Origin of the sequence: Streptomyces sp. CA-142005 (assembly GCF_050942335.1) — a bacterium.
Lineage (GTDB): Bacteria > Actinomycetota > Actinomycetes > Streptomycetales > Streptomycetaceae > Streptomyces.
The window spans coordinates 175,315-196,867 of record NZ_CP192079.1; the positions used below are offsets into that span (position 1 = coordinate 175,315).

General features: G+C 68.1%; 14 protein-coding genes. 10 read left to right on the forward strand and 4 right to left on the reverse strand.

Translation table 11 applies throughout. The annotated features are described in order from the left end of the window. Positions 1 to 13: 13 nt before the first annotated feature. The 9 genes from drmA (at position 14) to ACQPXS_RS47300 (ending at position 13,982) form a co-directional block, all read left to right on the forward strand. Positions 14 to 3,541 (forward strand): DISARM system helicase DrmA, encoded by a 3,528-nt coding sequence (drmA, locus tag ACQPXS_RS47260; protein WP_433456577.1) that lies wholly within the window; start codon positions 14 to 16, stop codon positions 3,539 to 3,541. Then, positions 3,538 to 5,373, forward strand: a complete 1,836-nt coding sequence (gene drmB / locus ACQPXS_RS47265; protein ID WP_433456579.1) for a DrmB family protein — start codon at positions 3,538 to 3,540, stop codon at positions 5,371 to 5,373. The genes drmA and drmB overlap by 4 nt, the downstream gene beginning before the upstream one ends. Next, positions 5,370 to 6,188: a DISARM system phospholipase D-like protein DrmC gene (gene drmC, locus ACQPXS_RS47270; RefSeq protein WP_433456581.1), complete on the forward strand. Its 819-nt coding sequence runs from the start codon at positions 5,370 to 5,372 to the stop codon at positions 6,186 to 6,188. The genes drmB and drmC overlap by 4 nt, the downstream gene beginning before the upstream one ends. Before the next feature lie 215 nt (positions 6,189 to 6,403). Further along, positions 6,404 to 6,736 (forward strand): hypothetical protein, encoded by a 333-nt coding sequence (locus ACQPXS_RS47275; RefSeq protein WP_433456583.1) that lies wholly within the window; start codon positions 6,404 to 6,406, stop codon positions 6,734 to 6,736. Positions 6,737 to 7,131: 395 nt separating this feature from the next. Then, complete coding sequence (locus ACQPXS_RS47280) at positions 7,132 to 7,794, forward strand: DUF6308 family protein (protein WP_433456585.1); 663 nt, start codon at positions 7,132 to 7,134, stop codon at positions 7,792 to 7,794. A 199-nt stretch (positions 7,795 to 7,993) separates the two neighbouring features. Beyond that, on the forward strand, positions 7,994 to 8,158 hold the full coding sequence (locus tag ACQPXS_RS47285; RefSeq protein ID WP_433456587.1) for a hypothetical protein: 165 nt from the start codon (positions 7,994 to 7,996) through the stop codon (positions 8,156 to 8,158). A 372-nt stretch (positions 8,159 to 8,530) separates the two neighbouring features. Beyond that, complete coding sequence (locus ACQPXS_RS47290; RefSeq protein WP_433456589.1) at positions 8,531 to 10,669, forward strand: UvrD-helicase domain-containing protein; 2,139 nt, start codon at positions 8,531 to 8,533, stop codon at positions 10,667 to 10,669. Positions 10,670 to 11,004: 335 nt separating this feature from the next. Further along, complete coding sequence (locus ACQPXS_RS47295) at positions 11,005 to 13,563, forward strand: GmrSD restriction endonuclease domain-containing protein (RefSeq protein ID WP_433456591.1); 2,559 nt, start codon at positions 11,005 to 11,007, stop codon at positions 13,561 to 13,563. A gap of 44 nt (positions 13,564 to 13,607) precedes the next feature. After that, positions 13,608 to 13,982 carry a hypothetical protein gene (locus ACQPXS_RS47300; protein ID WP_433456593.1) on the forward strand — a complete coding sequence of 125 codons (375 nt, stop codon included), beginning with the start codon at positions 13,608 to 13,610 and terminating at the stop codon, positions 13,980 to 13,982. On the opposite strand, the gene ACQPXS_RS47305 is transcribed toward ACQPXS_RS47300, so the two are convergent. Further along, positions 13,957 to 15,036, reverse strand: coding sequence for an integrase core domain-containing protein (locus tag ACQPXS_RS47305; RefSeq protein WP_433456595.1), 1,080 nt, complete (start codon positions 15,034 to 15,036; stop codon positions 13,957 to 13,959). The genes ACQPXS_RS47300 and ACQPXS_RS47305 overlap by 26 nt on opposite strands. Before the next feature lie 6 nt (positions 15,037 to 15,042). Between ACQPXS_RS47305 and ACQPXS_RS47310 the strand changes: the two genes are divergently transcribed. Then, positions 15,043 to 15,972: a hypothetical protein gene (locus ACQPXS_RS47310; protein WP_433456597.1), complete on the forward strand. Its 930-nt coding sequence runs from the start codon at positions 15,043 to 15,045 to the stop codon at positions 15,970 to 15,972. Positions 15,973 to 16,126: 154 nt separating this feature from the next. Here ACQPXS_RS47310 and ACQPXS_RS47315 read toward each other — a convergent pair whose 3' ends face one another. The 3 genes from ACQPXS_RS47315 to ACQPXS_RS47325 form a co-directional block, all read right to left on the reverse strand. Next, positions 16,127 to 16,480 (reverse strand): hypothetical protein, encoded by a 354-nt coding sequence (locus tag ACQPXS_RS47315; RefSeq protein WP_433456599.1) that lies wholly within the window; start codon positions 16,478 to 16,480, stop codon positions 16,127 to 16,129. A gap of 345 nt (positions 16,481 to 16,825) precedes the next feature. Continuing rightward, positions 16,826 to 17,332: a hypothetical protein gene (locus tag ACQPXS_RS47320; RefSeq protein WP_433456601.1), complete on the reverse strand. Its 507-nt coding sequence runs from the start codon at positions 17,330 to 17,332 to the stop codon at positions 16,826 to 16,828. Beyond that, positions 17,329 to 21,546, reverse strand: coding sequence for a DUF6531 domain-containing protein (locus ACQPXS_RS47325; protein WP_433456649.1), 4,218 nt, complete (start codon positions 21,544 to 21,546; stop codon positions 17,329 to 17,331). The genes ACQPXS_RS47320 and ACQPXS_RS47325 overlap by 4 nt, the downstream gene beginning before the upstream one ends. Positions 21,547 to 21,553 lie beyond the last annotated feature (7 nt).

The window sequence follows — 21,553 nt, forward strand, 5'->3', positions numbered from 1 at the left end:
TAGGGTGATCCGCATGGGTGATGAGGGCGTGCTGCAGGTGCCAACCGCGGCAAAGATCCGGAACGAGTTGGAGGAGGCCGTGGTGGCCGACCTGCTCGGCCCGGTGGGCGATGTGCAGGAGGAGATCGCGGAGCGCCCGACAGACCGCTATTTGCTGGGGCGGCTCGCGCCGAGGGGCGCGGTGATCGAGCCGGGTGAGCAGGAGAACCTGGCCGGCGCGGAGCCCAGCGGTGGTGAAGAAGGCGATGCGGAGCCGGACGCCCCCAATGTGCCGAGCCTTTTCCCGTCCACGTTCGGTTTCACCTCGTGCGTGGATGGCGAGGCCCGGGAGCTGGCTGTGACGGCTACGTGGGGTCGCTACGAGACGGCGACGGCGCCGGAGGGCAGTCGTCGCAGCAGCGTGTGGCGGCGGGTCCCGATGGGTGACACGGTCACGGTGCCGCTTGTCGAGGGTGACTTGCAGTCGGTCGCGCCGGATCCGGAGGCGCCGCAGGTGCGGGTGCGGGGCCGGGCGCGGCGCTTCGGTGGTAACTGGCTGGTGTCGCTGTTTCTCGTCAATGATCAGGCGGGCGCCATAGGTAAGCAGCAGGCGTGGCTGTTCCAGGCTGAGTTGTCTGCCGCGGCTGCGGACGGCGTTGCGGTGTTCCGGCGCCGTGTGGTCGATCGGGCCTCCGGTGGGGACGCCGCTGATCGGCAGGAGCAGAACCGGTTGGCGATGACGTACCGGTTTCATCCGGAGTTCGCGGTTGGGCATGGCGTCGCGGTTCATGTCGAGGCGGCCCCTGGGGATCCGTTGGCTGCGGTCGCGGTCCGCACGGCCGCTGTGCCCGGGTACGAGATTCCGCACACCGACGTGCCCACCGCGGCGGAGGACCCGGACCTTCCGGAGCTGGCCGAGTTGGTGACGGACATGTCCCGGCTGGGGACGATGGGCCCGGCGGAGCTGGAGGCGGCGTTGATGCCGCTGGTGACCGGCTACCGGCGGTGGATCGCCGACCGTGAAGCGGAGATCGGTGACTCCCGCGCGCACTTGGACGATTTCGCGCTCGAGGCCAATGCCAACCTTGCGCAGGCGCGGGAGGCGGCCGAGCGGATCGAGGCTGGTATCCGGCTGGTCTTGACCGATGCGACGGCGCGGCAGGCGTTCGCGTTCGCCAATCAGGCCATGCACCTGCAGCGCGTGCACAGTCTTGCCGCCGCCATGCGCCGTGCGGATCCGCAGCGGGTCACGCTGGAGGCGGCGCTGGCGGAGTGCGATGTTGCCAAGAACCGGAGCTGGCGGCCGTTCCAGTTGGCGTTCGTGCTGCTGAATCTGCCAGCGCTGGCCGATCCGGCGCACCCGGAACGCGGGACGGACTCGGGTGTGGCGGACCTTTTGTGGTTCCCCACCGGTGGCGGTAAGACCGAGGCCTATCTGGGGTTGACCGCGTTCACGCTGGCGATGCGCCGCCTGCAGCCCGCGTGGGGGGATCGTGACCCTCGAGCCGGCATGGCTGTGTTGATGCGCTACACGCTGCGGCTGCTGACGATCCAGCAGTTCCAGCGGGCCGCGGCGCTGATATGCGCGTGCGAGGTGCTGCGCCGCCAGGACCCGGGCACCTGGGGCGAGGAGCGGTTCAGGATCGGCCTGTGGGTCGGTGGGCAGGTCACACCGAACCGGACGGATGCAGCCGAGGACTGGCTGACCCGGCTCCGCAGCGACAGGGGCGAGTCGCACCGCGCTTCCCCGCACCAGCTCACCGGCTGCCCGTGGTGCGGCAACCCGATCAGCCCGGGGCGCGACATCCGGGTCGACGGCCTTCGGCGGCGCACGTTGATCCTGTGTGGCGACCCTCACTTCGCCTGTCCGTTCACGGAGTGGAACAGCTCCGACGGCGAGGGCCGGCCCGAGGGTTTGCCGGTCGTGGTGGTGGATGAGGAGATCTACCGGCTGCTGCCGTCCTTGGTCATCGCGACGGTCGACAAGTTCGCGCAGCTGCCGTGGAAGGGCGAGACGCAGGCGCTGTTCGGGAACGTCACCGAGCGCTGCGAACGCCACGGCTACCTGACCGCGGATTTGAAGGACGCCGAATGGGAGAGCGGCTCCCATCCGGCGAAGGGGGATGCGCGGGCGGCGCGTACGGTGCCGGTGAGTGCGCTGCGGCCGCCGGATCTGATCATCCAGGACGAGCTGCATCTGATCTCCGGGCCGCTCGGGTCGCTGGTGGGCCTGTATGAGACGGCGGTGGACCGGCTGTGCACGTGGGAGATGGGCGGCGGCCGGTCGGTCAGGCCCAAGGTGATCGCCTCCACCGCCACCGTGCGGCGGGCCCAGCGGCAGATCAGCGCGCTGTTCTTCCGTGACACCCGCGTCTTCCCCCCTCCGGGCCTGGATGTGCGCGACACCTTCTTCGCCCGACAGCGCGACACCGACACGGTACCCGGGCGGCGCTACGTGGGAATCTGCGCCCACGGCACCCGGATCAAGTCGACCTTGATCCGCGTCTATGTGGCGGTGCTCGGATCGGCGCAGCGGCTGCATGAGAAGTACGGCCGCAACCCGGTCACCGACCCGTACATGACGCTGGTCGGCTACTTCAACAGCTTGCGGGAGCTGGGCGGCATGCGACGCCTGGTCGAGGACGACGTCTCCACCCGTCTGGCGCAGGCCGACGGCGCGGTGCTGGCCCGCCGGTACGATCCGATCCTGCGCGAGTTGACCTCCCGACTGTCCAGCAGCGACATCCCGGAGATCCTCGATCAGTTGTCCACCGCTTTCCCAACCACCAGCGTCAGGACGGGCAAGAGCGGCAAGGCGAGCAAGCGGCCCATCGACGTGCTGCTGGCCACCAACATGATCGCAGTCGGGGTCGACGTGCCCCGACTTGGTGTGATGGTGGTGGCCAATCAGCCGAAGTCGGCCGCCGAGTACATCCAGGCCACCAGCCGCGTGGGCCGTGCGGCGCCAGGCCTGGTCCTGACCGTGCTCAACTGGGCCCGGCCTCGGGACCTGTCGCACTACGAGCGGTTCGAGCACTACCACGCGACGATCTACCGTCACGTCGAGGCGCTGTCCGTGACACCGTTCGCCGAGCGTGCCGTCGACCGCGGGCTGACCGGCGTGCTCACCGGGCTGATCCGGAATCTGGAGTCCACGTACAACGGCAATTTGCGGGCTCGGGATGTCGACCGGCACAGCCGGCTCGCCGACCACGTGGTGCGGTATCTCAAGCGGCGTGCCGCGGAAACCACCGGTGCCAACGCCACGGGTGTGGAGGTGGAGCAGGCCCTCGAGCAGCGGCTGGATCACTGGGCGCACGAGCGGTCCGTCCCGGCCCGCCGGCTCGCCTACCGCAAGCCCTGGGGCAAGGCCGACGATGTCGCCGGGCTGCTACGCGAACCCGATCAGGGGCGCTGGCGGCTGACGACGTGCCCCACCTCGCTGCGGGATGTCGAGCCCGGCATCCGGTTGCTGATGGCCACCGGCAACGATCTGGGGGATCACGATCAGCCGCCCTTCCTGCCCGCATCGAGCCCGGATGGCACTGGAGGGAACGCGTGAATGCCACTGTGCGGCTCGGAGAGCTGCGCCCCAACCAGCTCCTGCACACCTTCGGTGTGGGCGCCATCGCAGACCTTCCCAATTTGTCGGTGATGGTCCTCGGGCTGGACGGCTGGCAGCTGGACCGGGCGGACATCGTCCGTGAGGAGCGCCTGCTCGCGGCGGTGCGCAAGGTCCTCGGCCCGCAGGTCGACACCCTGCGCACCCCGCCCTACACGCCCGAGGACTCCGACCCGTTCGGCGACTGGAGCCGCATCGGCGTCCCGGTCGGTCTGTTCCCGCGGTGGCTGCGCTGCTCGAACCCGCAGTGCAACCGGCTCGCCCCGGTCGTGTCCGGGTTGTTCGAGCTGGTCACCAACGCCTACGCCCCCGACAAGATCCGCTACGTGCACAACTGCCGGGGCAACGGCCGCAACCGGCCCACCGCCGTACCCGCCCGTTTCGTGCTCGCGTGCCCGGACGGGCACATGGACGACTTTCCGTGGGTGTATTTCGTCCACCGGGGCGCCGATCCCTGCCCGGACGGCACATTGAAGCTGATTGGCCGCGGCACCACCGGTGAGGTCACCAGCGTCTATGTCGAATGCTCCTGCGGGGCGCGGCGCGCCATGTCCGAGGCCTACGGGGAGGCCGCGGAGCGGAACCTACCCGCCTGTCGCGGCCGCCACCCCCACCTGGGGTCCTTCGAGCCGTGCGGCACCGCTGCCCGCACCGTCGCTCTGGGCGCCACCAACAGCTGGTTCGCCATGCAGATGCGCGTTTTCAGCCTTCCCCGTGCGGTCGAGCCCCTCGACCACGCGGTCGCCGAGCACTGGGGGCAGCTGGAATTGCTCGCCCCGCTCCCCGAGGGGGTCGCTCTGGGGCTGATGCCCAGTCTGCAGTGCTGGCCCATGCTGGAACCCTTCGGCAAGGCCGCCGTGATGAAGGCGGTACGCCGCAAGGCCGCCGCAGCCAACACCCCGGCTGGTGAGGGGGACGACGTCCTGGACCTGGCTGCGCCCGAATGGCAGGCCTTCACCGACCCCCGCGATGTCGAGCTGCCCGATTTCACGACCCGCCGCACCGCCGTGCCGGCGGGGAGCGGCGACTGGCTCGACGAGGTCGTCTTGGTGCCCCGGCTGCGTGAGGTCGCTGCCCTGTACGGCTTCGCCCGCATCGACGCGCCCGAGTGGGGCGTGGTGGACACCGAGGAATACCGCCGCGCCCCGCTCACCTCCCACGCCCCCACCTGGCTGCCCTGCGCCGAGATCCGCGGCGAGGGCATCTTCCTACGCTTCAACGAGGACCGCATCGCCTCCTGGGAGCAGCGGCCCGATGTCGCCGCGCGCCAGGCGGTCCTGCGATCAGCCCACCGCTCCTGGCGCGCCCAGCGCCGCCTGGAACCCGATGAGGGCTGGCCTGGGGCGCGCTACCTGCTGCTGCACACCGTCTCCCACGTCCTGATCCGGCAGCTCGCCCTCGAGGCCGGCTACAGTGCTGCCGGCATCAGCGAGCGCATCTACGCCCGCACCGGTCCCGAGCCCATGGCGGGCATCCTGCTGTACACCGCCGCACCGGACAGTGAAGGCACCCTGGGCGGGCTGGTCGGCCTCGGCGACCCCGACCGGCTCGGTCCTCTGCTCGAGCAGGCCCTGGACGCGGCGAGTCTGTGCAGCTCGGACCCGCTCTGTGCGGAGCATGACCCCCGGGGCCACGGCCGCCTGTATGGGGCGGCCTGCCACGCCTGTTTGTTCGCCGCCGAAACCACCTGCGAACGCGGCAACCAGTACCTGGACCGTGCATTGGTCGTCGACACTCTTACCGGCCCCGCCGTCGGCTTCTTCAAGCGGTGACCGCACTGCCTGCGCCGGCCTCGGAGCCGACGCCTGCAACCGACCTGCCAGTGGTGCTGGCGCGCCTGGCGGCCGAACTGCCACCTGCCCACCGGCAGGCCTGGGTCCGAGTGCTGCACACCTCGCCTGCGCCTGCCCCTGGCGTGGAGGCGCGGCTGCTGACGGCCTGGCCCGGTGGCTCCCGGGCCGAGCTCGCCCGGGCGCTGATGCGTGCCTGGAGCAGCGCCCGCCCATCGCTCGACGGTCCGGCGGTCGCTCTCGCCCTGCAGGCCGCGGCCGTCGCCCACACCACGGCGGCTGAGGCCCGCCGCGTCGACCTGGTGGTCAGCGGCCCTACAACAGCGGCCGTGCCCGTCCGGTACACCGCCCAGGTCATCGCCGAAGTGATCCGGGCCGCCCAGCGGCGCCTGATCGTCGTGAGCTTCGCCGCCTACCAGATCCCGGAGGTTGTGACCGAGCTACGCGCCGCAGCCGACCGTGGCGTCCGCCTCGACGTGGTCTTGGAGTCCCCCCGCGAAGACGGAGGCGTGTTACGCAAGGACGCCCGCACCGCCTTCGGTACCCTGGCCGCGGACTTCTGGCACTGGCCTGCCACCCGGCGCCCTACCGAAGGCGGACGCGCCGCGCTGCACGCCAAGCTCATCGCCGCCGACGATCACACGGCCTTCCTCGGCAGCGCCAACCTCACCGGGCAAGCCTTGACCCACAACCTCGAGGTCGGGGTGGTCCTGCGCAACCCCGAGGTGGTCGGCCGCCTCGTCGCGCACTTCCGCACGTTGATGAGCCAGGAGCACGGCATCCTGCGGCGGCTGTGATCACGACGGGCCGCCCACGACCGCGGTAACGGGCGTAGCACCGCATTCACCCCTTGCGGGTGTTTTTGGGTGTCAATGACCTCACTAAGGACGTTAAACCTGCCAGGATTCCCGGCAAGTGCCCGGCCAGGACTGCACGCAAGTCAGACCTCCTGCATGACACGAGCCGTCATTCGTCCCCTATGGCGCGAGCGGGCGGACCTAGCGTCTGCATCGTGTCGGCCGGGCTTGGGTTCTGCGGCAAGGGCGATATGGGCGACTGGGACATCATCCGGGCAGAGCTGGATGCCGCGGAACGCGAACGCAGAGTGATCTCCGACCTCGTGGCGCGGATCATCGCCTCCCAGTTCTACGACAGCCAGTCCGCCGCGCTGTACGCGTTGTCCTCCACCGGCACCGTCGAAGATGGCTGGGACCTGGAGATCCGGACCGCGACCGCGCACGCCACCGGCCCCGACGAGCAGCGCGCGTTGGAAGCTTTGACCACCTACTGCACTCATCGCACGGACAAAGGCCCGCAACCACACTGGTCCGCTCTTAGATGGTGAGGCTGCTTGGGTGTTTAGCATTGCGCTCACCCCGTGTGGGGGCCGGTAGCTGAGCCGCGATCACGAGCCCTTGCGTCAGGGATCTTGTGCAAGACCGCGGGCACCGGTTGCCATGGCCCGGCGCGGCAGCACGTGAAGAGGTCGCGGCGACGAGTCGACTGCGACAGGCCCACTGAACCCTGCGAGGCAACTGTCCCCCTCGATGTCGGCAGCCTCGGCTAACGTTCGCCGTGACGTCTTCCGTCCGGCGCAACAGGTCGCCGGAGAGGAAGAGGTCGCTGGTGTTTGAAGGCACGGGGCGGGCGATTTCTAGGGCACCCAAGGGGTTGGCGCGCCAGTACGGGTCGCGTTTTTGCACGATGGGTCACTCATAGTCAGAGCAACTGGGGGGCATCATGATCGAGCTGACGATCCCGAAGTTCTACTGGGACGACGCGGAGGCCGTGCGCCTACTGACCGAATACTTCACTCGTCAGCGCTCGCGCGGCGACCTGTACTACTCCGGCGCGTACTTCGAACGTCTCGGCGGTGGCGGGGATACTCAGCAGGTCGCGAACCGCTTCGACAGCAACGACTTGGTGGCCGTCACCACGCTCAGCGTCTCTCTCGCGCCGCATGGAGCACTCGACCTGCTGAGCGATCCCCAAGGGCACTGGACGCGCCTGCTGTCGCAGATCCCGACGGACGCCCGCCTGGAAGATCCTGCAAGTGACACCCTGATAGCCAAGGGCGGTCCCGCGTGGGAGCTGTGGGAGCGCCTGGCCGACAGCAAGAAGTATCCGAACAAGCCCGACGGCAGTGGGCCGGTCATCGCGGGCAAGCTGCTGGCTCGCAAGCGCCCCCACCTCATCCCGGTCTATGACATCCGCGTCAAGCAGACCTTCAAGCGGCCGGCGATCGACGACTCCTTCTGGGCCGCGCTGGCCGCCGCACTCCGGGCGAACGGCGGTGCCTTCCGCGATCAGCTCGTCCGCCTCCGCGACAAGGCAGGCATCGGCGAGGACATCGGCATCCTGCGCGTCTGCGACGTCATCGCCTGGATGTACCAAGGCGGATAAAATCAGCAGTCGAGGAGCTGATGCTTCCCAGACCGCAGCCCAAGCTGCCCGCCCTGACGCCCCCTACGTCAACTCAGGCCGACCGACCTCGTCTGCCGTGGCTTGTCAGCGGGTGGTCGGCGTAAATGATCGACCGGCAGATCCAGGTGCACAAGTAGGCCGATTCACCACATCACTACCGAGAGGACGAGCCGTGGCTATGACGAGGGAAGAGTTCGATGCGCTGTGCCGCGAGAAGGGCTACACGGACCCGATGCTCGGCGAGCTGTGGGACATGGACCCGAAGATCGCGGAGATGTCGGTGAGGCTCGGGCCGCCGCCGGTGGACTTCAGCGAAGACCTCGTCGATGAAGGGGAAGCCTAGGGATAACTCAGAGAAGCCGTCCTCATACCGAAGTGGTCGCTGAATTTCCTTCGATAGGAGCGGGTCCGGCTTGGTGAGGGAGGCGATGTGAGGCCTGCCTGCTCCTGACGGGTCTTCAAACGCCGGATCGCTGCGCGGAGCTGAGCCCTATCAGCAGATCCTTGCGCTGCTGCCCGCGGCGGTGCAAGACGCGGGGCGGGGGCATGTACGGGGCCTGAACGTGCTGATGGGACCGTACCGAGATGGGAAACCCACCACCCGTAGGGCGGATGCGATTCATCAGGTATGTTCACTGCAGGTCGTGGGGGTCGGGGCAGCAACGGGGTGTTGGGCTGTGCCCCTGTTGTTGGCGCGTGTTGAGGGGAAGTGCACTTGCCGAAGCTCGGTGTCGCCAAGGACTTTCTCGTCGAGTACGCCAAGTTGCAAAAGCCGGTACAGAAAGCGGTGGACGACGCGATCACGAAGTTCGCGGCGCACACGCACGCCGGCCTGCACCTGGAGAAGCTCGCCCATGCACGCGACCCGCGTATCCGCACCATCCGCATCGACAAGTTCTGGCGCGGGGTGGTTCTCGCGCCGGAGACTGGCGACGACTACTGCCTGATCAGCGTGCGGCCGCATGACGACGCAATCGAATACGCGCGCAGCCGCCGTTTCGGTGTCAATGCCGTGCTGGGCGTGTTGGAGGTGCGCAATGAGCAGGCGTTGGAGGCGATCACGCCGGCGATGGAGCACATCGCCGGGACGACCGAGAAGCGTCTGCTCAGTGCGGTAAGCGACGCCGACCTGCTGCGGCTGGGGATCGACCGCGATCTGCTTCCGCTGGTCAGGCTTTTGACCACCGAGGCACACTTGGACGCGCTCCAGAAGATCATTCCTGAGAATCAGTACGACGTCCTGCTGGCGTTGGCCGCCGAGATGGATCCCGATGAGGTGTGGCAGCAGGTCGCGGCCCAGCAGCTGCCGGACGGCAAGGCTCCGGACATGGTGGACGCCGCCGACATCGGTGCGGCGATGGAGCGCAGCCAGGGTCGCATCGCGCTGGTCGACGGGCCCGAAGAGCTGCTGGGCATTTTGGCCAGGCCGTTCGATGCCTGGCGGGTTTTCCTGCATCCCACGCAGCGCCGTGTGGCCTACCGGCCGTCGTACGCGGGTTCCGCGCAGGTCACCGGCGGTCCTGGTACGGGCAAGACGGTGGTGGCCTTGCATCGCGTGGCTCATCTGGTGCGCGGGCTTGCCGACGGGCAGCGCATCCTGCTGACCACGTACACCAAAGCCCTGGCCGCCGGGCTGCGGCAGTCACTGGCCCTGCTGCTCGAGGAAGAGCATCTGCGCCGGGTGGACGTCCTGCACGTGGACAGTCTCGCCCACCAGCTGGTCCGCGCCGCTCGCGGCGACCAGCGGCTGGAGGTTGTCCTCGACGCTGACGAGAAGGCCCGGTGGGGGCGGATCATAGAGGAGCTGGATCTGCCGTGGACCGAGCCGTTCCTCGCCCAGGAGTACCGCCACGTTGTGTTGGCGCAGTCGATCTCCTCCCTGGAGGAGTATCTGAAGGCCTCCCGACGCGGCAGAGGCAGCCAGCTCGGGCCGGTTCAGAGGGCCAGGGCGTGGCGGGCGGTGGAGATGTTCGTCCAGCAGCTGCGGGAGGAGGGCAGGTTCACGCATCTGCAGATCGCCGACGAGGCGGCCCGGGTGCTCGCTGCGCGCGGTGAGCCTGCGTACCGGCATGTGGTGGTCGACGAGGCTCAGGATCTTCACCCGGCGCAGTGGCGGATGCTGCGGGCGTGCGTCGCCGAGGGTCCGGACGACCTGTTCATCGCCGGCGACCCGCATCAGCGCATCTATGACAACAGGGTGTCGCTGCGCAGCATGGGGATCAAAGTGGCCGGGCGATCGGCGCAGTTGTGGCTCAACTACCGGACCACGCATGAAATCCTCACCTGGGCCACGGCCCTGCTGACAGGTGAGTCGTTCGACTCTCTGGACGGCAACGACGACGGTGGCATCGGGCAGAGCGCCGAGGGCCTCGACGGGTACCGGTCCACCTTGCACGGCACCCGCCCCGTCCTGCACCAGGCCGCGACCCAGGTCAAGGAGCTGGATGCCCTGGTCGACCAGGTAGGCGCCTGGATGGAGGCGGGGGTGCTGCCGCAGGAGATCGGGGTGGCGGCCCGTACCCGCAAGCTCGGCGATCTCGCAGCCGGGCGGCTTGCGGAGGCGGGCATCGAGGCGGCGATGCTGCGAAGCGATCCGGCGCCGGAACGTGAGGCCGTGCGGGTCGGGACGATGCACGCGATCAAGGGGTTGGAGTACCGCTGCATGGCCGTCATCGGGGTCACCGCCCATGGCGTGCCTGCCGCCAGCGCGCTCACCCCCATCGAGGTGGACCGGCTGCAGCACCAGACCGACATGCTCGCCGAGCGGTGCCTGCTCTTCGTCGCCTGCACCCGTGCCCGGGAAGGCTTGTTCGTCTCCTGGCACGGTGAGCCCAGTCCCTTCCTGCCGGACTGAGCCACCCGGGACCGCCGGCGGTGATGGTCGCTGCATGATTGCCGGCGCTGTCGGTTGCTCGGCCGGTCGCCTGACGCAACCTCTGTATGGGGCGGGAGGCCTGAAGGTCACCTACCTCCCGGTCACGGGCCGCCCGCTCTCGTGCGCCATGCAGGGGATGTCAGGGTGTGGGCGCCGGAAGGGCCGGTGGGACTGAATTGGTCGCAGGTCGTCGTTGATCCACACCTTCCGTGGGGCGCTGTCACAGCGGGGTGATATGACGGACGTCATCGGAGTCGGGGCTGCGGCACGGGCACCGACTTGGGGTGGGGCATGCGGAAAGTTGTGAGGGGACAATGAAGGCGTCCGAGACGATCCTGGCTGATCTGCTGCAGGGCCGGGCTCAGCAGTACCAGATTCCGCTGTACCAGCGGACGTACTCCTGGACGGAGCGGCAGCTGGATCAGTTGTGGCGGGACATCCTCGACCAGGCGAGGCTGTTGGCGGAGCGGAAGAACGGCACCACGCACTTCCTCGGTTCGGTGGTGCTGGCGCCGTCGCCGATGACGGAGCCGACCTTCCCTCGGTGGCTCGTCGTGGACGGCCAGCAGCGGCTCACGACGCTGTCGTTGGCGCTGACCGCGCTGCGGGACCACCTGGCGGCCACCGACCCCGAAGCCCGCGAGCGCATCGATGAGGAGTACCTCATCAACAAGCGCAAGCAGGGCGAGGACTACTTCCGGCTGTTGCCGACCCAGGCGGACCGGGCGCACTACGCGGAGTACATCCGGGGCACGCACGCCGGCAGCGGCGGTGGCCGGGTCGGCGAGACGTACCGCTTTTTCAGGAGCAGGCTGGTCACGGCTCAGGACCCCGCCGATCCGTACGATCTCGCCCTCGTCGAGCAGGCCATCGCCTCGCGGATGACCCTGGTGGCGGTCAGTGCGGAGAAGGACGACAACGTCCACCGGATCTTCGAGTCGCTGAACAACACGGGCTTGAAGCTCAGCCAGGCCGACCTGCTGCGCAACTACCTGTTCATGAAGCTGCGGCAGCGCGGGCAGGAGGTGTACGACACCTACTGGCTGCCGCTGCAGGAGGCGTTCAGCAACGAGGACCTCGAGCATCTGATGTGGCTGCAGCTGGTGCTCGACGGAGATGACCGGGTGCGTCGGCAGGACCTGTACACCGCGCAGCAGCAGCGCTTTGCGGAGGTCGGCGCCGACGAGGACTCCGTGCTCGCCTACATCAAGGAACTGCACCGGCGCGCGGAGCACTTCTCCCGCGTTCTGCACCCGGAGCGGGAGCAGGACCGCAGCGTGCGCGAACACCTGCACAGGCTGCAGGAGTGGCAGGCCAGCGTGGCCCACCCTGTGGTCAGGCTGATGCTGGACGAACGGTCCAAGGGCAACATCGACAGTGCCGAGGTGGCGCGGGCCCTGTCCTATGTGGAGAGCTTCCTGGTCCGGCGCATGCTGTGCTGGATTCCCACCAACAACCTCAACCGTATCTTCCAGGCGGTACCCGGCCAGCTGCCGGTCGACCTCTCCCCCGCCGACGGCCTGCGGCAGTTGCTGTCCGCTCCCCGGCGGTTCTGGCCCACCGACGATGAGGTCCGCCTGCACGCGCGGACCGGCCGGTTCTACGAACGCGGCCGGGTCAACCAGCGCAGATTCGTCCTCCAGCGGCTTGAGCAGAGCTACGACCATCCCGAGCCGGTCGACTTCACCCAGGCCAAGCTCACCGTCGAGCACGTGATGCCGCAGTCCGCCGGACCGGAGTGGCTGGCCGCGCTGGCCCAGGACTGCGCCGACGGCGAGACCCCGGAAGAACTCCACGCCCGCCTCGTACACACCCTGGGCAACCTCACCCTGACCGCCGTGAACTCCCAGCTGTCCAACAATCCCTTCGACCGCAAGAAAGACCTGCTGCACGCCAGCCATCTGGAGATGAACCGGCGGATCGCCGGCACCGACCGCTGGGGGGCAACCGAGATCCTCACACGCGCCGACGAACTCGCCGACCGGGTGATCGACCTGTGGCCCGCCCCGGTGGAAGGCGTATCCCGGGTCGAACGCGGCCGTGACTGGGGCCAGTTGCACCAGGCGCTCGCCGCCCTGCCGGATGGAACCTGGACCACCTACGGCGACCTCGCCGCGCTCATCGGCTCCAGCGCCGGAGCGGTCGGCACGCACCTCCTGGCCACTCCCGGCTTGCTCAACGCCCACCGCGTGCTCACCTACGACGGGCGGATCGTCGAGGGCTTCCAGTGGGCCGATGGACACGACCGCGGCGACGTGCGGGCACTACTGGAAGCCGAGGGCGTGGAGTTCGCCGCCAACGACAGCGCCCTGCCCGCCCAGCGGCTCGACGCGGAAGACCTGGTGGTACTACTCGGCCAGGACGAGCCCGAACAGGAGATCACTCGCCCCAGCCTTTCACCCGGCGCCCAGGCCGCCTGGCAGGAACGTCTGGAACGCTTCCACGAACAGCTGGCAGCCGACAACCCGAAACCCCTCGTCGCCTCCGTCCGCGAGCTCCTGGACTTCTGGGAGGCGGTCGGCGGCTGGGTGGGACTGGGCACCGGACACACCTACACCAGTGCCTTCCTCAACCTCGACCGCTCTGCCACCCAGGCCACCATCTGGCCACTTGCGATCTTCCCCGGAACCGGGCGCGGCGGAGCCATGGAAGTGGTCTTCCAGCACCTGGCCTCTCGCGAACCGTTCACCGACCCCCACCTGCGCGACGAACTCCGGCAGCGACTCAACCGGATCGACGGCGTGACCATCCCTTACGGCAAACTCGCCCTGCGCCCCCGCTTCCCCCTGACCGTGCTGGCAGACGAAAACAGTCGAGCAACGCTGTTCGAAACACTCGCCTGGTTCCGCGACCACGCACTGCGCACGACCTGACCGGTAGACCTATTCCGGGGACCCGGCTGCTGGGAGCACAAACCATGGCGCAGGACCGGCTGGTGGTGACATATCGCGTCACCACCAGCCCTCCGGTACAAACTCGACGGGAGCCGGCAGAGCAGATGTCGCTGTTGCCAGGGCCCATCAGTCGACGGGAGTCCGGCGCGACCTTGCAGCGCAGACCCACTGCGCGCTCAAAGACAAACCTGTATGCGGATCGCCTCAAGGACGATCTGCAACCGCCAGCTGGGCCGGCGCCCTGCCCCAGCGCGCGTCACACCCTCCAGCAGCGCCTGCCCGCAGCCGACCCGGAGGCGGCAAGCGACACCACGACACCACCGCCCGACAACAGCCGCAAGCCTGTGCCGCTCGAAAAGTCGTCGCCGCAGGTCACGCGGCGTATCTGTACTCGTTGATGAGGCCACCGAGGATCCGGGTGTGCAGCAGCTTGTGGGCGCCGCTGTCTATCGCGGTGGGCTGTTTCTGGGCATCGGGTGGTAGCTGGTTGCGCGCCTGGTGGGGCCGATGCTCGTTGTGGTGCCTCTGGTAGGCCGCAAGCACCTGCCGGGCATGCGCCTCTCCCATGACGAGTATGTGGTCGAGTACCTCGCGGCGGAAGCTGCCGATGACGCGCTCGCAGTGGGCGTTCATCCGAGGCGCCCGCGGTGCACTCTTGATCACGTCCAGTTCCTCTGCCTCGAAGACGGCGTCGAACGCCGCGCCGTACTTGCCGTCTCGATCGCGCAGCAGAAACCGCAGGGACTCCATGCGTATCCCGAGGTCGGCGGCGAGATTCCTCGCCTGCTGCACCGTCCACTCCCGCGTCGGATGGGCGGTGACGCCGGTGATGCGCAGGCGCCGGGTGTCGTGCTCGAGGAAGGCCAGCGCATAGAGCCGCCTGCCGAGCGCGGTGTCGATGTGGAAGAAGTCCGCCGCGATGATGCCTTCGGCCTGGGCGGTGAGGAACTCACGCCAGGTCGGACCGGAACGACGCGGCGCGGGGTCGATGCCTGCTGCGTGGAGAATCTCCCACACCGTCGAGGCTGCGATCCGGTGCCCAAGCCGAGCCAACTCTCCTTGGATCCGCCTGTGGCCCCATCGTGGATTCTCGCCGGCAAGTCGCAGTACGAGGCTCTTGAGGGCCGTGGCGGTCGGCGGCCGACCGGTGCGCCTGCGCGCGCTGTAGTCCCACTTCGCGGCGACGAATCGGCGATGCAAGCCGAGCAGGGTGCCCGGAGTGATCGGGAAGACCTCGCGCCAGCGACACCGAGGTATCAGCCCCGACAAGGCAGCAAACCAGAACCGATCGACTGGCTCGTAGCGGACCGGGCTGGCCAGCTGCCGGCGCAGCACCGCGTTCTCGTGGCGCAGGACGAGAAGCTCAGCGTCTTTCGCCGCATCCCCGCGGAGCAGCAACGACGGCAGGGAGAGCAACTTCCGGGTCGCCTTGTACAACAGGGACACGATCATCCGGGCATGCTCCCAGCCGACGAACCGTCACCGCTGCCACCTGCGACGACGACTTTTCGAGCCGCACACGGGCTGGGGCTGGAGCGGCTCGTGGTCAGTGGCGTGCGCATCACCTCGCCCCGGCAGGAGGTGACATCGCCGCTGCGCGGGCAGGTCGCCGTCCAGCAGCCGTCGGGTGTTCCGCTCGTCTCCCTGCCCATGACGTTCACGCACCGGGTCACCGGCATGGACGGCGGAACGCTCCACGGCCGCGACGACACCGGAGTACTGCGAGTGCTGCTGCGCTACACCCCCCGTGATCACTCCGCCAAGCTGACGTTCTCCTTCGAGCTGCCCGAGTCGGTCCTGCCGCAGGCCATGGTGCCGGTGCTCCGGCTGATCGCACTCAGCCGCCCCGGACACTTCCTGGAGGTCGGCTTCGCCGGAGCCGGCACCGGCCGGATGCGGGCACCGATCACCACGAGCATGACGCCAGCCAGCTGGGAGGCCGGCGAGGCCCAGCTGTGGGCCGACGCCTTCGACGATCTGGCACGGTTGCAGACCCGCACCAGCCAGTTCTTCCCGCTCCCCGACGACTTCGGCAAACGGGATGCACAGATGGTCAAGGAGGTTCTCGCGCTGCTCGACGGGGAGAAGATCGTCCTGCGGGGCGAGACCGTGTCCGTGGGCGTGGCCAGTGCCGAGGACCTTGACCTGCTGGCCGACGTGAGCGGCTCGATGTTCCGTGTGACCGTCGGCTACCAGTCGATGCTCTTCATGCTCGGCGAGCACCAGATGGACCTCGGCACCTGCACCGAGCTCTACACCATGGACAAGATCCTGAACATGGAGGAGGCCCGGCGCGACCTCGCCGCCCACGGACACGCCACCGTCGTGCTGCGCCTCGCCGAGCGTTTTCCGGCTGTGCGCTATCTCGGGCCCGAACGGCCGGCGTGATGCCGGAAGGGATCGTCCCGGCCGTGCTGTGCGCCGTCTGCCGGACCGTCGTACGCGCCTCGCCGTTCATTCCTTGTGGTGGCAGGGGCTGTTCACCACCGCTCGCCGGTGGCGTGCACGGTCGGGCGCTCGGGAAGAAACGTCGACGTGTTGCTCAACGCTGGGCCGTTTCGTTTTTCTGGCCCAGCCGGTAGGCGTCGACGTCCCCCGCAGTGATGAGAGCTTCGCGCAGTTGGCTGAGGGCGGCTTCGGGCCGCTGGCTGGCGGGGAGGTGTCCGGCGGCGGTCAACAGCCATCGGGCGTGACTGCGGACGGTCGTGTCCGTCCACGGCAAGGGGCTAGGGTGAGTAACGAGCAGGGCTGCGATCTGTGCTGCCTGCTCGGTGCCGGGGTGGTCGGCGGCGCGCCGGGCGACGTCGTCGGCGTCGGTGAGCTGGGGGGTGCGGCGTGCGGAAGCGAGTGTGAGGTCGGGCGCAGGTCGGCGGAGCGGGCTCGGGTTGTCGGTCATGGGGGACCCGGTATGGCTGGAGACGGGCCCGGCGGCTGTCGGGTGTGCGGTCGGGCTCGCGCGACGGTCGCTGCGTGCTTCGGCACGGGCCGCAGTTGCGGCCCGTGCCGAAGCACGCTCTCGTCACGGCACGTGATCGGAGTGCTGACGGTGCCGAACCCGGTGAGTTCGCCGCAGCGACGCCCGGCAACCCGGTCAGGCGTCACTCATGCGTCCGCCCGCCTACGAACCGCAGCAACCTGCGCGGGTCCCAGAGCGGGTGGCAGATACCCGGCGCCCACTCCAAGATCATTCATGAGGTTGGTGGCTGCCAGAGCAGGGCGGGGATGGTGGCACCGGGCAGGGCTACACGCTCGACATGTGAAGCGGATTACACGTGGAGGACCACGATGGCAATTCCCGTTCGATGCGCTCCTGACTCATCTCCGTGTAGTCAGGTGGAACGTCGCCGATCCCGTCTACTTCTAGAACGTAGAACTCTGCCTGCGTACCTGCGACGTCAAGTTGCGCGTTCGGGAAGAACTCGAACCTTGCGCGAAATGAGTCGGTAGCTCGATCGGGCAGGCTGGATACTACTGTCAGGGCTGCGAAAGGCACTTGTAGTGCCGAAGACTTCCAGCCGAACGATCTCAGTCCGCGCACGACAAGTAGTGCCGCGTTTCCGGCGTCGAATTGCAGCGAGGTGCGCAGTTCGAAGAGGAGCGCAGCCGTCGAGGTCAGCTGGCACACGCGGGTATCGAGCAACTGGGCTTCTTGCAGGGTGTCGACCTCCCGCAGGGGATCCGGGGCGGCCGCCTCGACGAGAGCCGTGAGTTCGCGCCTCGCTGCAACGAGACTGTTCACTGAGATCATGGAATCTTGATGTGGTTGTAAGGGTCAGCTTTGCTGACCGTCTGACCGGTTAGGGGATTGACTGACTGTCCTGCCTTGTTCATGTAAACCACGTATCCGTTGGGGTACTGATACTTTCCTGTCGTTACCGGATCCATGACTCGGACCTGCGTAACCCTAGGATCGAGCCCCTTGGTGCCTGCCGGAATATCATAAGCCCAGCCCTTTCCAGTGTTGACTGGTGTCCCGGTTGCACCCTTGGGGAGAGGCAGTGTTTCCCCGGCGGGGCCCGTCACCGATGCTATGCCGCAGGGATTCAGTCCGAGCGGATCTGATATCGACAGAGGCGATGCCACATACGCGTGGTGGTTGGGCGCGGGTTCAAGGCCCAGGGGGTCGGGGCTGATGTATCGGGCGGTCTCGGGATCGTAGTAGCGGAAGTGATTGTAGTTCAGGCCGGTTTCCGCATCGGCGTACTGCCCAGGGAAGCGGAGCGGGCATTCCACTGCTGTCTGGCTGTCTGCCACTGCGGGAAGCTCGGTTCCCCATAGCGCGGTGCGGCGCTGCCATGCCACTTCGCCGTCAACGGTGACTAGTTCGGTAGGAGTTCCTACGAGATCGGTGACAGTCGCGTGGAAGCGCGTGCTGCGATCCACGTTTGTATCCTCGGCGAGCTGAGCTAGGAAGGAAGTCCCCGGAGTGCGCGGGCGAGACCAGTGATCGGTCTGAGTGAGTGGGCGGTGAGTTCCTGGGGCGTAGGCCCAGGTGGTGGTCCGCCCATCGGTTCCGGTCTGTTCTGCGAGCCGGGTGTCGTCCCAGCTGAAGTCAGTTGTCGAAGCTGAGCAGCCGTCGGTGGCCTCGCGGCGTTTGGAGATGCGGCGGCCGAGTGGGTCATAGCTGTAGTGCCAGCACTCTCCGTCCGGAGTGGTTACTGCAGTGAGGCGGTCTTCCGCGTTCCAGGTGTAAGTCCAGGTGTGAGTCTGGCCGTTGAGTAGTTTGCGAGTCTTGCGGACCAGCCGTCCCTGGGGATCGTGCTCGTATGCGGTGCGGCCCGCAGTGCGCAGGAGTGTGCCTTTGAAGGAGCGCCCATCGGGCTCAGGGTGGCCGGGAGCGGTGGCGTGCGTGAGGTTGCCCGTGGTGTCGTACACGTAGGTCTCGGACCATCCGAGAGCATGGACCGCTGTGGTCCGGCCGGCCGCGTCGAGGTCGAAGCGACGGGTGCCGGAGGTGAGTTCGCGGATCTCGGTGACGTAGCCGTCGGGGCGGTAGGCGTAGCTGCGGTGTTGGAGCAGGGCTTCCGCGGTCTGGGGCGAGGACGGGGCGCTCAGGGTCTGAGTGGTGAGGCGGTCGGTGGCGTCCCATGCTTGGGTGAGGATCACGCCGTCGCCGATGCGGCGCTGGGTCTCGCGCCCTGCGGCGTCGTACGTGAAGGCCAGCGAACCGTGCTCCGAGCGGAGTTCGGCGAGGCGGCCCGCTGGGTCATACGTCCAGTCGGTGGCCAGGCCGGTGGGGGTGACGCGGTGGGTGCGCTGCCCCAGGGCATCATACGCGTACGCCATGGTGCGGCCGTTGACGGTGTCCGACAGCAAGCGGCCCAACGCGTCGTATTCCAGTAGTACTTCGGCATCCGCATTGGCGGCGCGGCTTAGATTGCCGCTGGAGTCGTACGCGTATGTCGTGACGTCGCCGGTCTCGGTGCGTTGTTCAACGACTCGGCCCAGGGTGTCCCGAGTGTAGAGGAGTGCCTCGTTTGCACCGTTGGTGCGAGCGGTGAGACGGCCTGCCTCATCGTGGGTGTAGGTGATGGTACGGCCGTTGAAATCGGTCTCTGCGGTCAGGTGGCCAGCCGCATCGTAGGTGTAAGTCCAGCTGAGCCCTTGTGCGTTGGTGACCGACGCGAGTCGCAGTTCCGTGTCGTAGGCGAACTCATACTGGGCGCCATCGGGATCCGTGCGCGTAGCCGGGACGTCGAACAGGCCAGGAGTGTGTTGGGTGATGTTTCCCGCAGGATCGGTATGGGTGAGGAGATTGCCCTCACCATCCCAGGTCCACACCTCGCGAGTGCCGTCGGGGAGTTCACGCCAGGCGGGCTTGCCTTCGATCGTCCAGCCTGTCCGCGTTGTATGGCCAAGCGGGTCGGTGACCTCGGTGATACGCCCGAAGATGTCGCGGCGGAGCACGGTGGTGTGTCCGAGCTCGTCGGTAACCGATATGGGGAGCCCGGCAGAGTTCCAAGCCGTGGTGCGGGTATGGCCCAGCGCGTTCGTGACTGCCGTCGGGCGGCCCGCATCGTCGTACTCGTACTGTGTCTCGGCGCCTAGCGGGTCGACCGTCGCCAGCCGGTTGCCCCGCTCGTCGTACGTGTGCCTCCAGATCGCTCCGCTCGGCTCGACCACCTCGGTCGGCAAGCCGAACGCGTTGTACTCCGCCCGGGCCATCGTGCCGTCCGGGAGGACCACGCCTGTTAGGTTGCCGGCGTCGTCGTAGGTGTATCGCGTCGTGTGGCCCAGTGGGTCCGTCACTGCGAGCGGCCGGGCCCCGTACTCGTCCCAATCCGTATGGGTGACATGCCCAAGGGGGTCCGTCTCTTCCACAACCAGGCCCTCGGCGTTGTACCGGTGGACCGAGACATGACCCTGCGAGTCCGCGTACGTCGTGGTACGGGCGGTGTCGTCGTAGGTCAGGGTGCCCGAGAGAATGCCGTCGACGCCCTCGGTGCGGACAACCCGGCCTCGGTCGTCGTAGACGTAACCGAACCAGGTGCCGTTGCGGTCGGTCCAGCGGCTGACGCGTCCCTCGGTGTCATAGGTGAAGCGCAGCGGCTCGTCACTGGAGTTGATGACCTCGGTGAGGTTTCCGGAGGCGTCGTAGCCGTAACGCATCACGACCGTGCCCTCATCGGGCGTGGTGCCCGGGTGGTATCGAGAGGGCGGTTCGTCCAGCAGACGGAGGGCTGTGATGCGTGGGCCCTTGGTGTCGACGGCGACGTAGTAGCCGCCTGAGTGACGGATGCCGAACGGGATGCCTTCGTCGTCGCGTTCGACGTCGATGCGGTTGCCGTTGCGGTCGGTCCAGGAGTCCAGCGCAAGGTGGAACACGCCGAAAGACGGGGAGGGGACGGGTGCGGCGAAGGTGCGGGTCACGCCCGTCGACGGGTCGGTGACCGTCATCGCGCCGTCCGGCTTGCCGTCCCACTCCAGCGGCCAGCGGGCACCCTTCACCGGCATCGTCGGCACGCCCGGCTCCGGCACCGGGTACACCAGGCGCATGCCGTCAGCCGCGGCGAAGACGACTCCCTCGCCGTCGATCTGGAGGCACTCGTCCAGGGTGGAGATCCAGGTCGGGCCGAAGCAGACGCCGCCCCGGTAGGAGGAGAGGTGGGTGCGTGTGAACTCGAAGGGCAGCGCGGCCGGCAGGGCCAGGTCTGTCTGCGTCATCAGCATCGCGCCGGTCGCCACGTCGATCGGCTCGCCCACGCACGGCGTGCCGTCGGCGTTGCGGGCCGCTGGGCCCAGATCGACGAGGTCCGGGCGGAGCGATGGCGGGCGCAGCAGCAGCGGGGTGGTGTCGGCGAGGCCGCCTTCCATGCTCGACCTCAGCAGGCCGCCGCCCGCTCCCAGTGCACCGCCGAAGATCATGCCGTCCTTGGCGGCCTTGTTGACCTCGTCGAGGCTGAAGCCGTGCTGCAGACCGGCCGCCATCTGCAGCGGCTGGGCCACGGCAGCGTCGATGGTGACCGACTCGACGCCGCCGAACGCGACGCCGGCGAAGGCACCTCCGATGATGTCGGCCACCACGGCGGAGACGCCGACGCCTATGGTGGCGCCGAACTCGATGACCGCGTCCGCCGCAGCGGCCGCCGCCCCCGAGGCGATGCCCGCGGTCATGATGGCCAGCGTGATGCCGCCCGCGATCACGACCGCGTCGATGGCTATCCGCGTCCACAGCTTGTTGATCGCGTCGTCGATGGCGCCGGCGAACTTGTCCAAGGCGCCTGCCATGTCCCGCGAGGACTTCGCGAGGTCGCTCAGCCAGCCGCCGTCCTTGCCCTTGGAATAGCGGTCCCAGAACTTGTGGAACGCCTCGATCGACTCACCCGTGTTGTTGTGGATGATCCCGGATGCACTGCGGTTTACAGGGGCGCGGACGTCGTCCACCGAATCGGCGAATGCGCGCCACGCTTTCGCCGCGTCCCGCAGCTTGTCGGGGTCAGCCTCCGGCCACCACAGGCCCATCTTGAGA

What these genes read in the sequence shown, in the direction of transcription:
- drmA (WP_433456577.1), top strand. Translation starts at nt 14, where the DNA reads ATGGGTGATGAGGGCGTGCTGCAGGTGCCAACCGCGGCAAAGATCCGG.
- ACQPXS_RS47280 (WP_433456585.1), top strand. Translation starts at nt 7,132, where the DNA reads ATGATCGAGCTGACGATCCCGAAGTTCTACTGGGACGACGCGGAGGCC.
- ACQPXS_RS47285 (WP_433456587.1), top strand. Translation starts at nt 7,994, where the DNA reads ATGACGAGGGAAGAGTTCGATGCGCTGTGCCGCGAGAAGGGCTACACG.
- ACQPXS_RS47295 (WP_433456591.1), top strand. Translation starts at nt 11,005, where the DNA reads ATGAAGGCGTCCGAGACGATCCTGGCTGATCTGCTGCAGGGCCGGGCT.
- ACQPXS_RS47300 (WP_433456593.1), top strand. Translation starts at nt 13,608, where the DNA reads ATGGCGCAGGACCGGCTGGTGGTGACATATCGCGTCACCACCAGCCCT.
- ACQPXS_RS47305 (WP_433456595.1), bottom strand. Translation starts at nt 15,036, where the DNA reads ATGATCGTGTCCCTGTTGTACAAGGCGACCCGGAAGTTGCTCTCCCTG.
- ACQPXS_RS47310 (WP_433456597.1), top strand. Translation starts at nt 15,043, where the DNA reads ATGCTCCCAGCCGACGAACCGTCACCGCTGCCACCTGCGACGACGACT.
- ACQPXS_RS47315 (WP_433456599.1), bottom strand. Translation starts at nt 16,480, where the DNA reads ATGACCGACAACCCGAGCCCGCTCCGCCGACCTGCGCCCGACCTCACA.
- ACQPXS_RS47320 (WP_433456601.1), bottom strand. Translation starts at nt 17,332, where the DNA reads ATGATCTCAGTGAACAGTCTCGTTGCAGCGAGGCGCGAACTCACGGCT.
- ACQPXS_RS47325 (WP_433456649.1), bottom strand. Translation starts at nt 21,546, where the DNA reads ATGGGCCTGTGGTGGCCGGAGGCTGACCCCGACAAGCTGCGGGACGCG.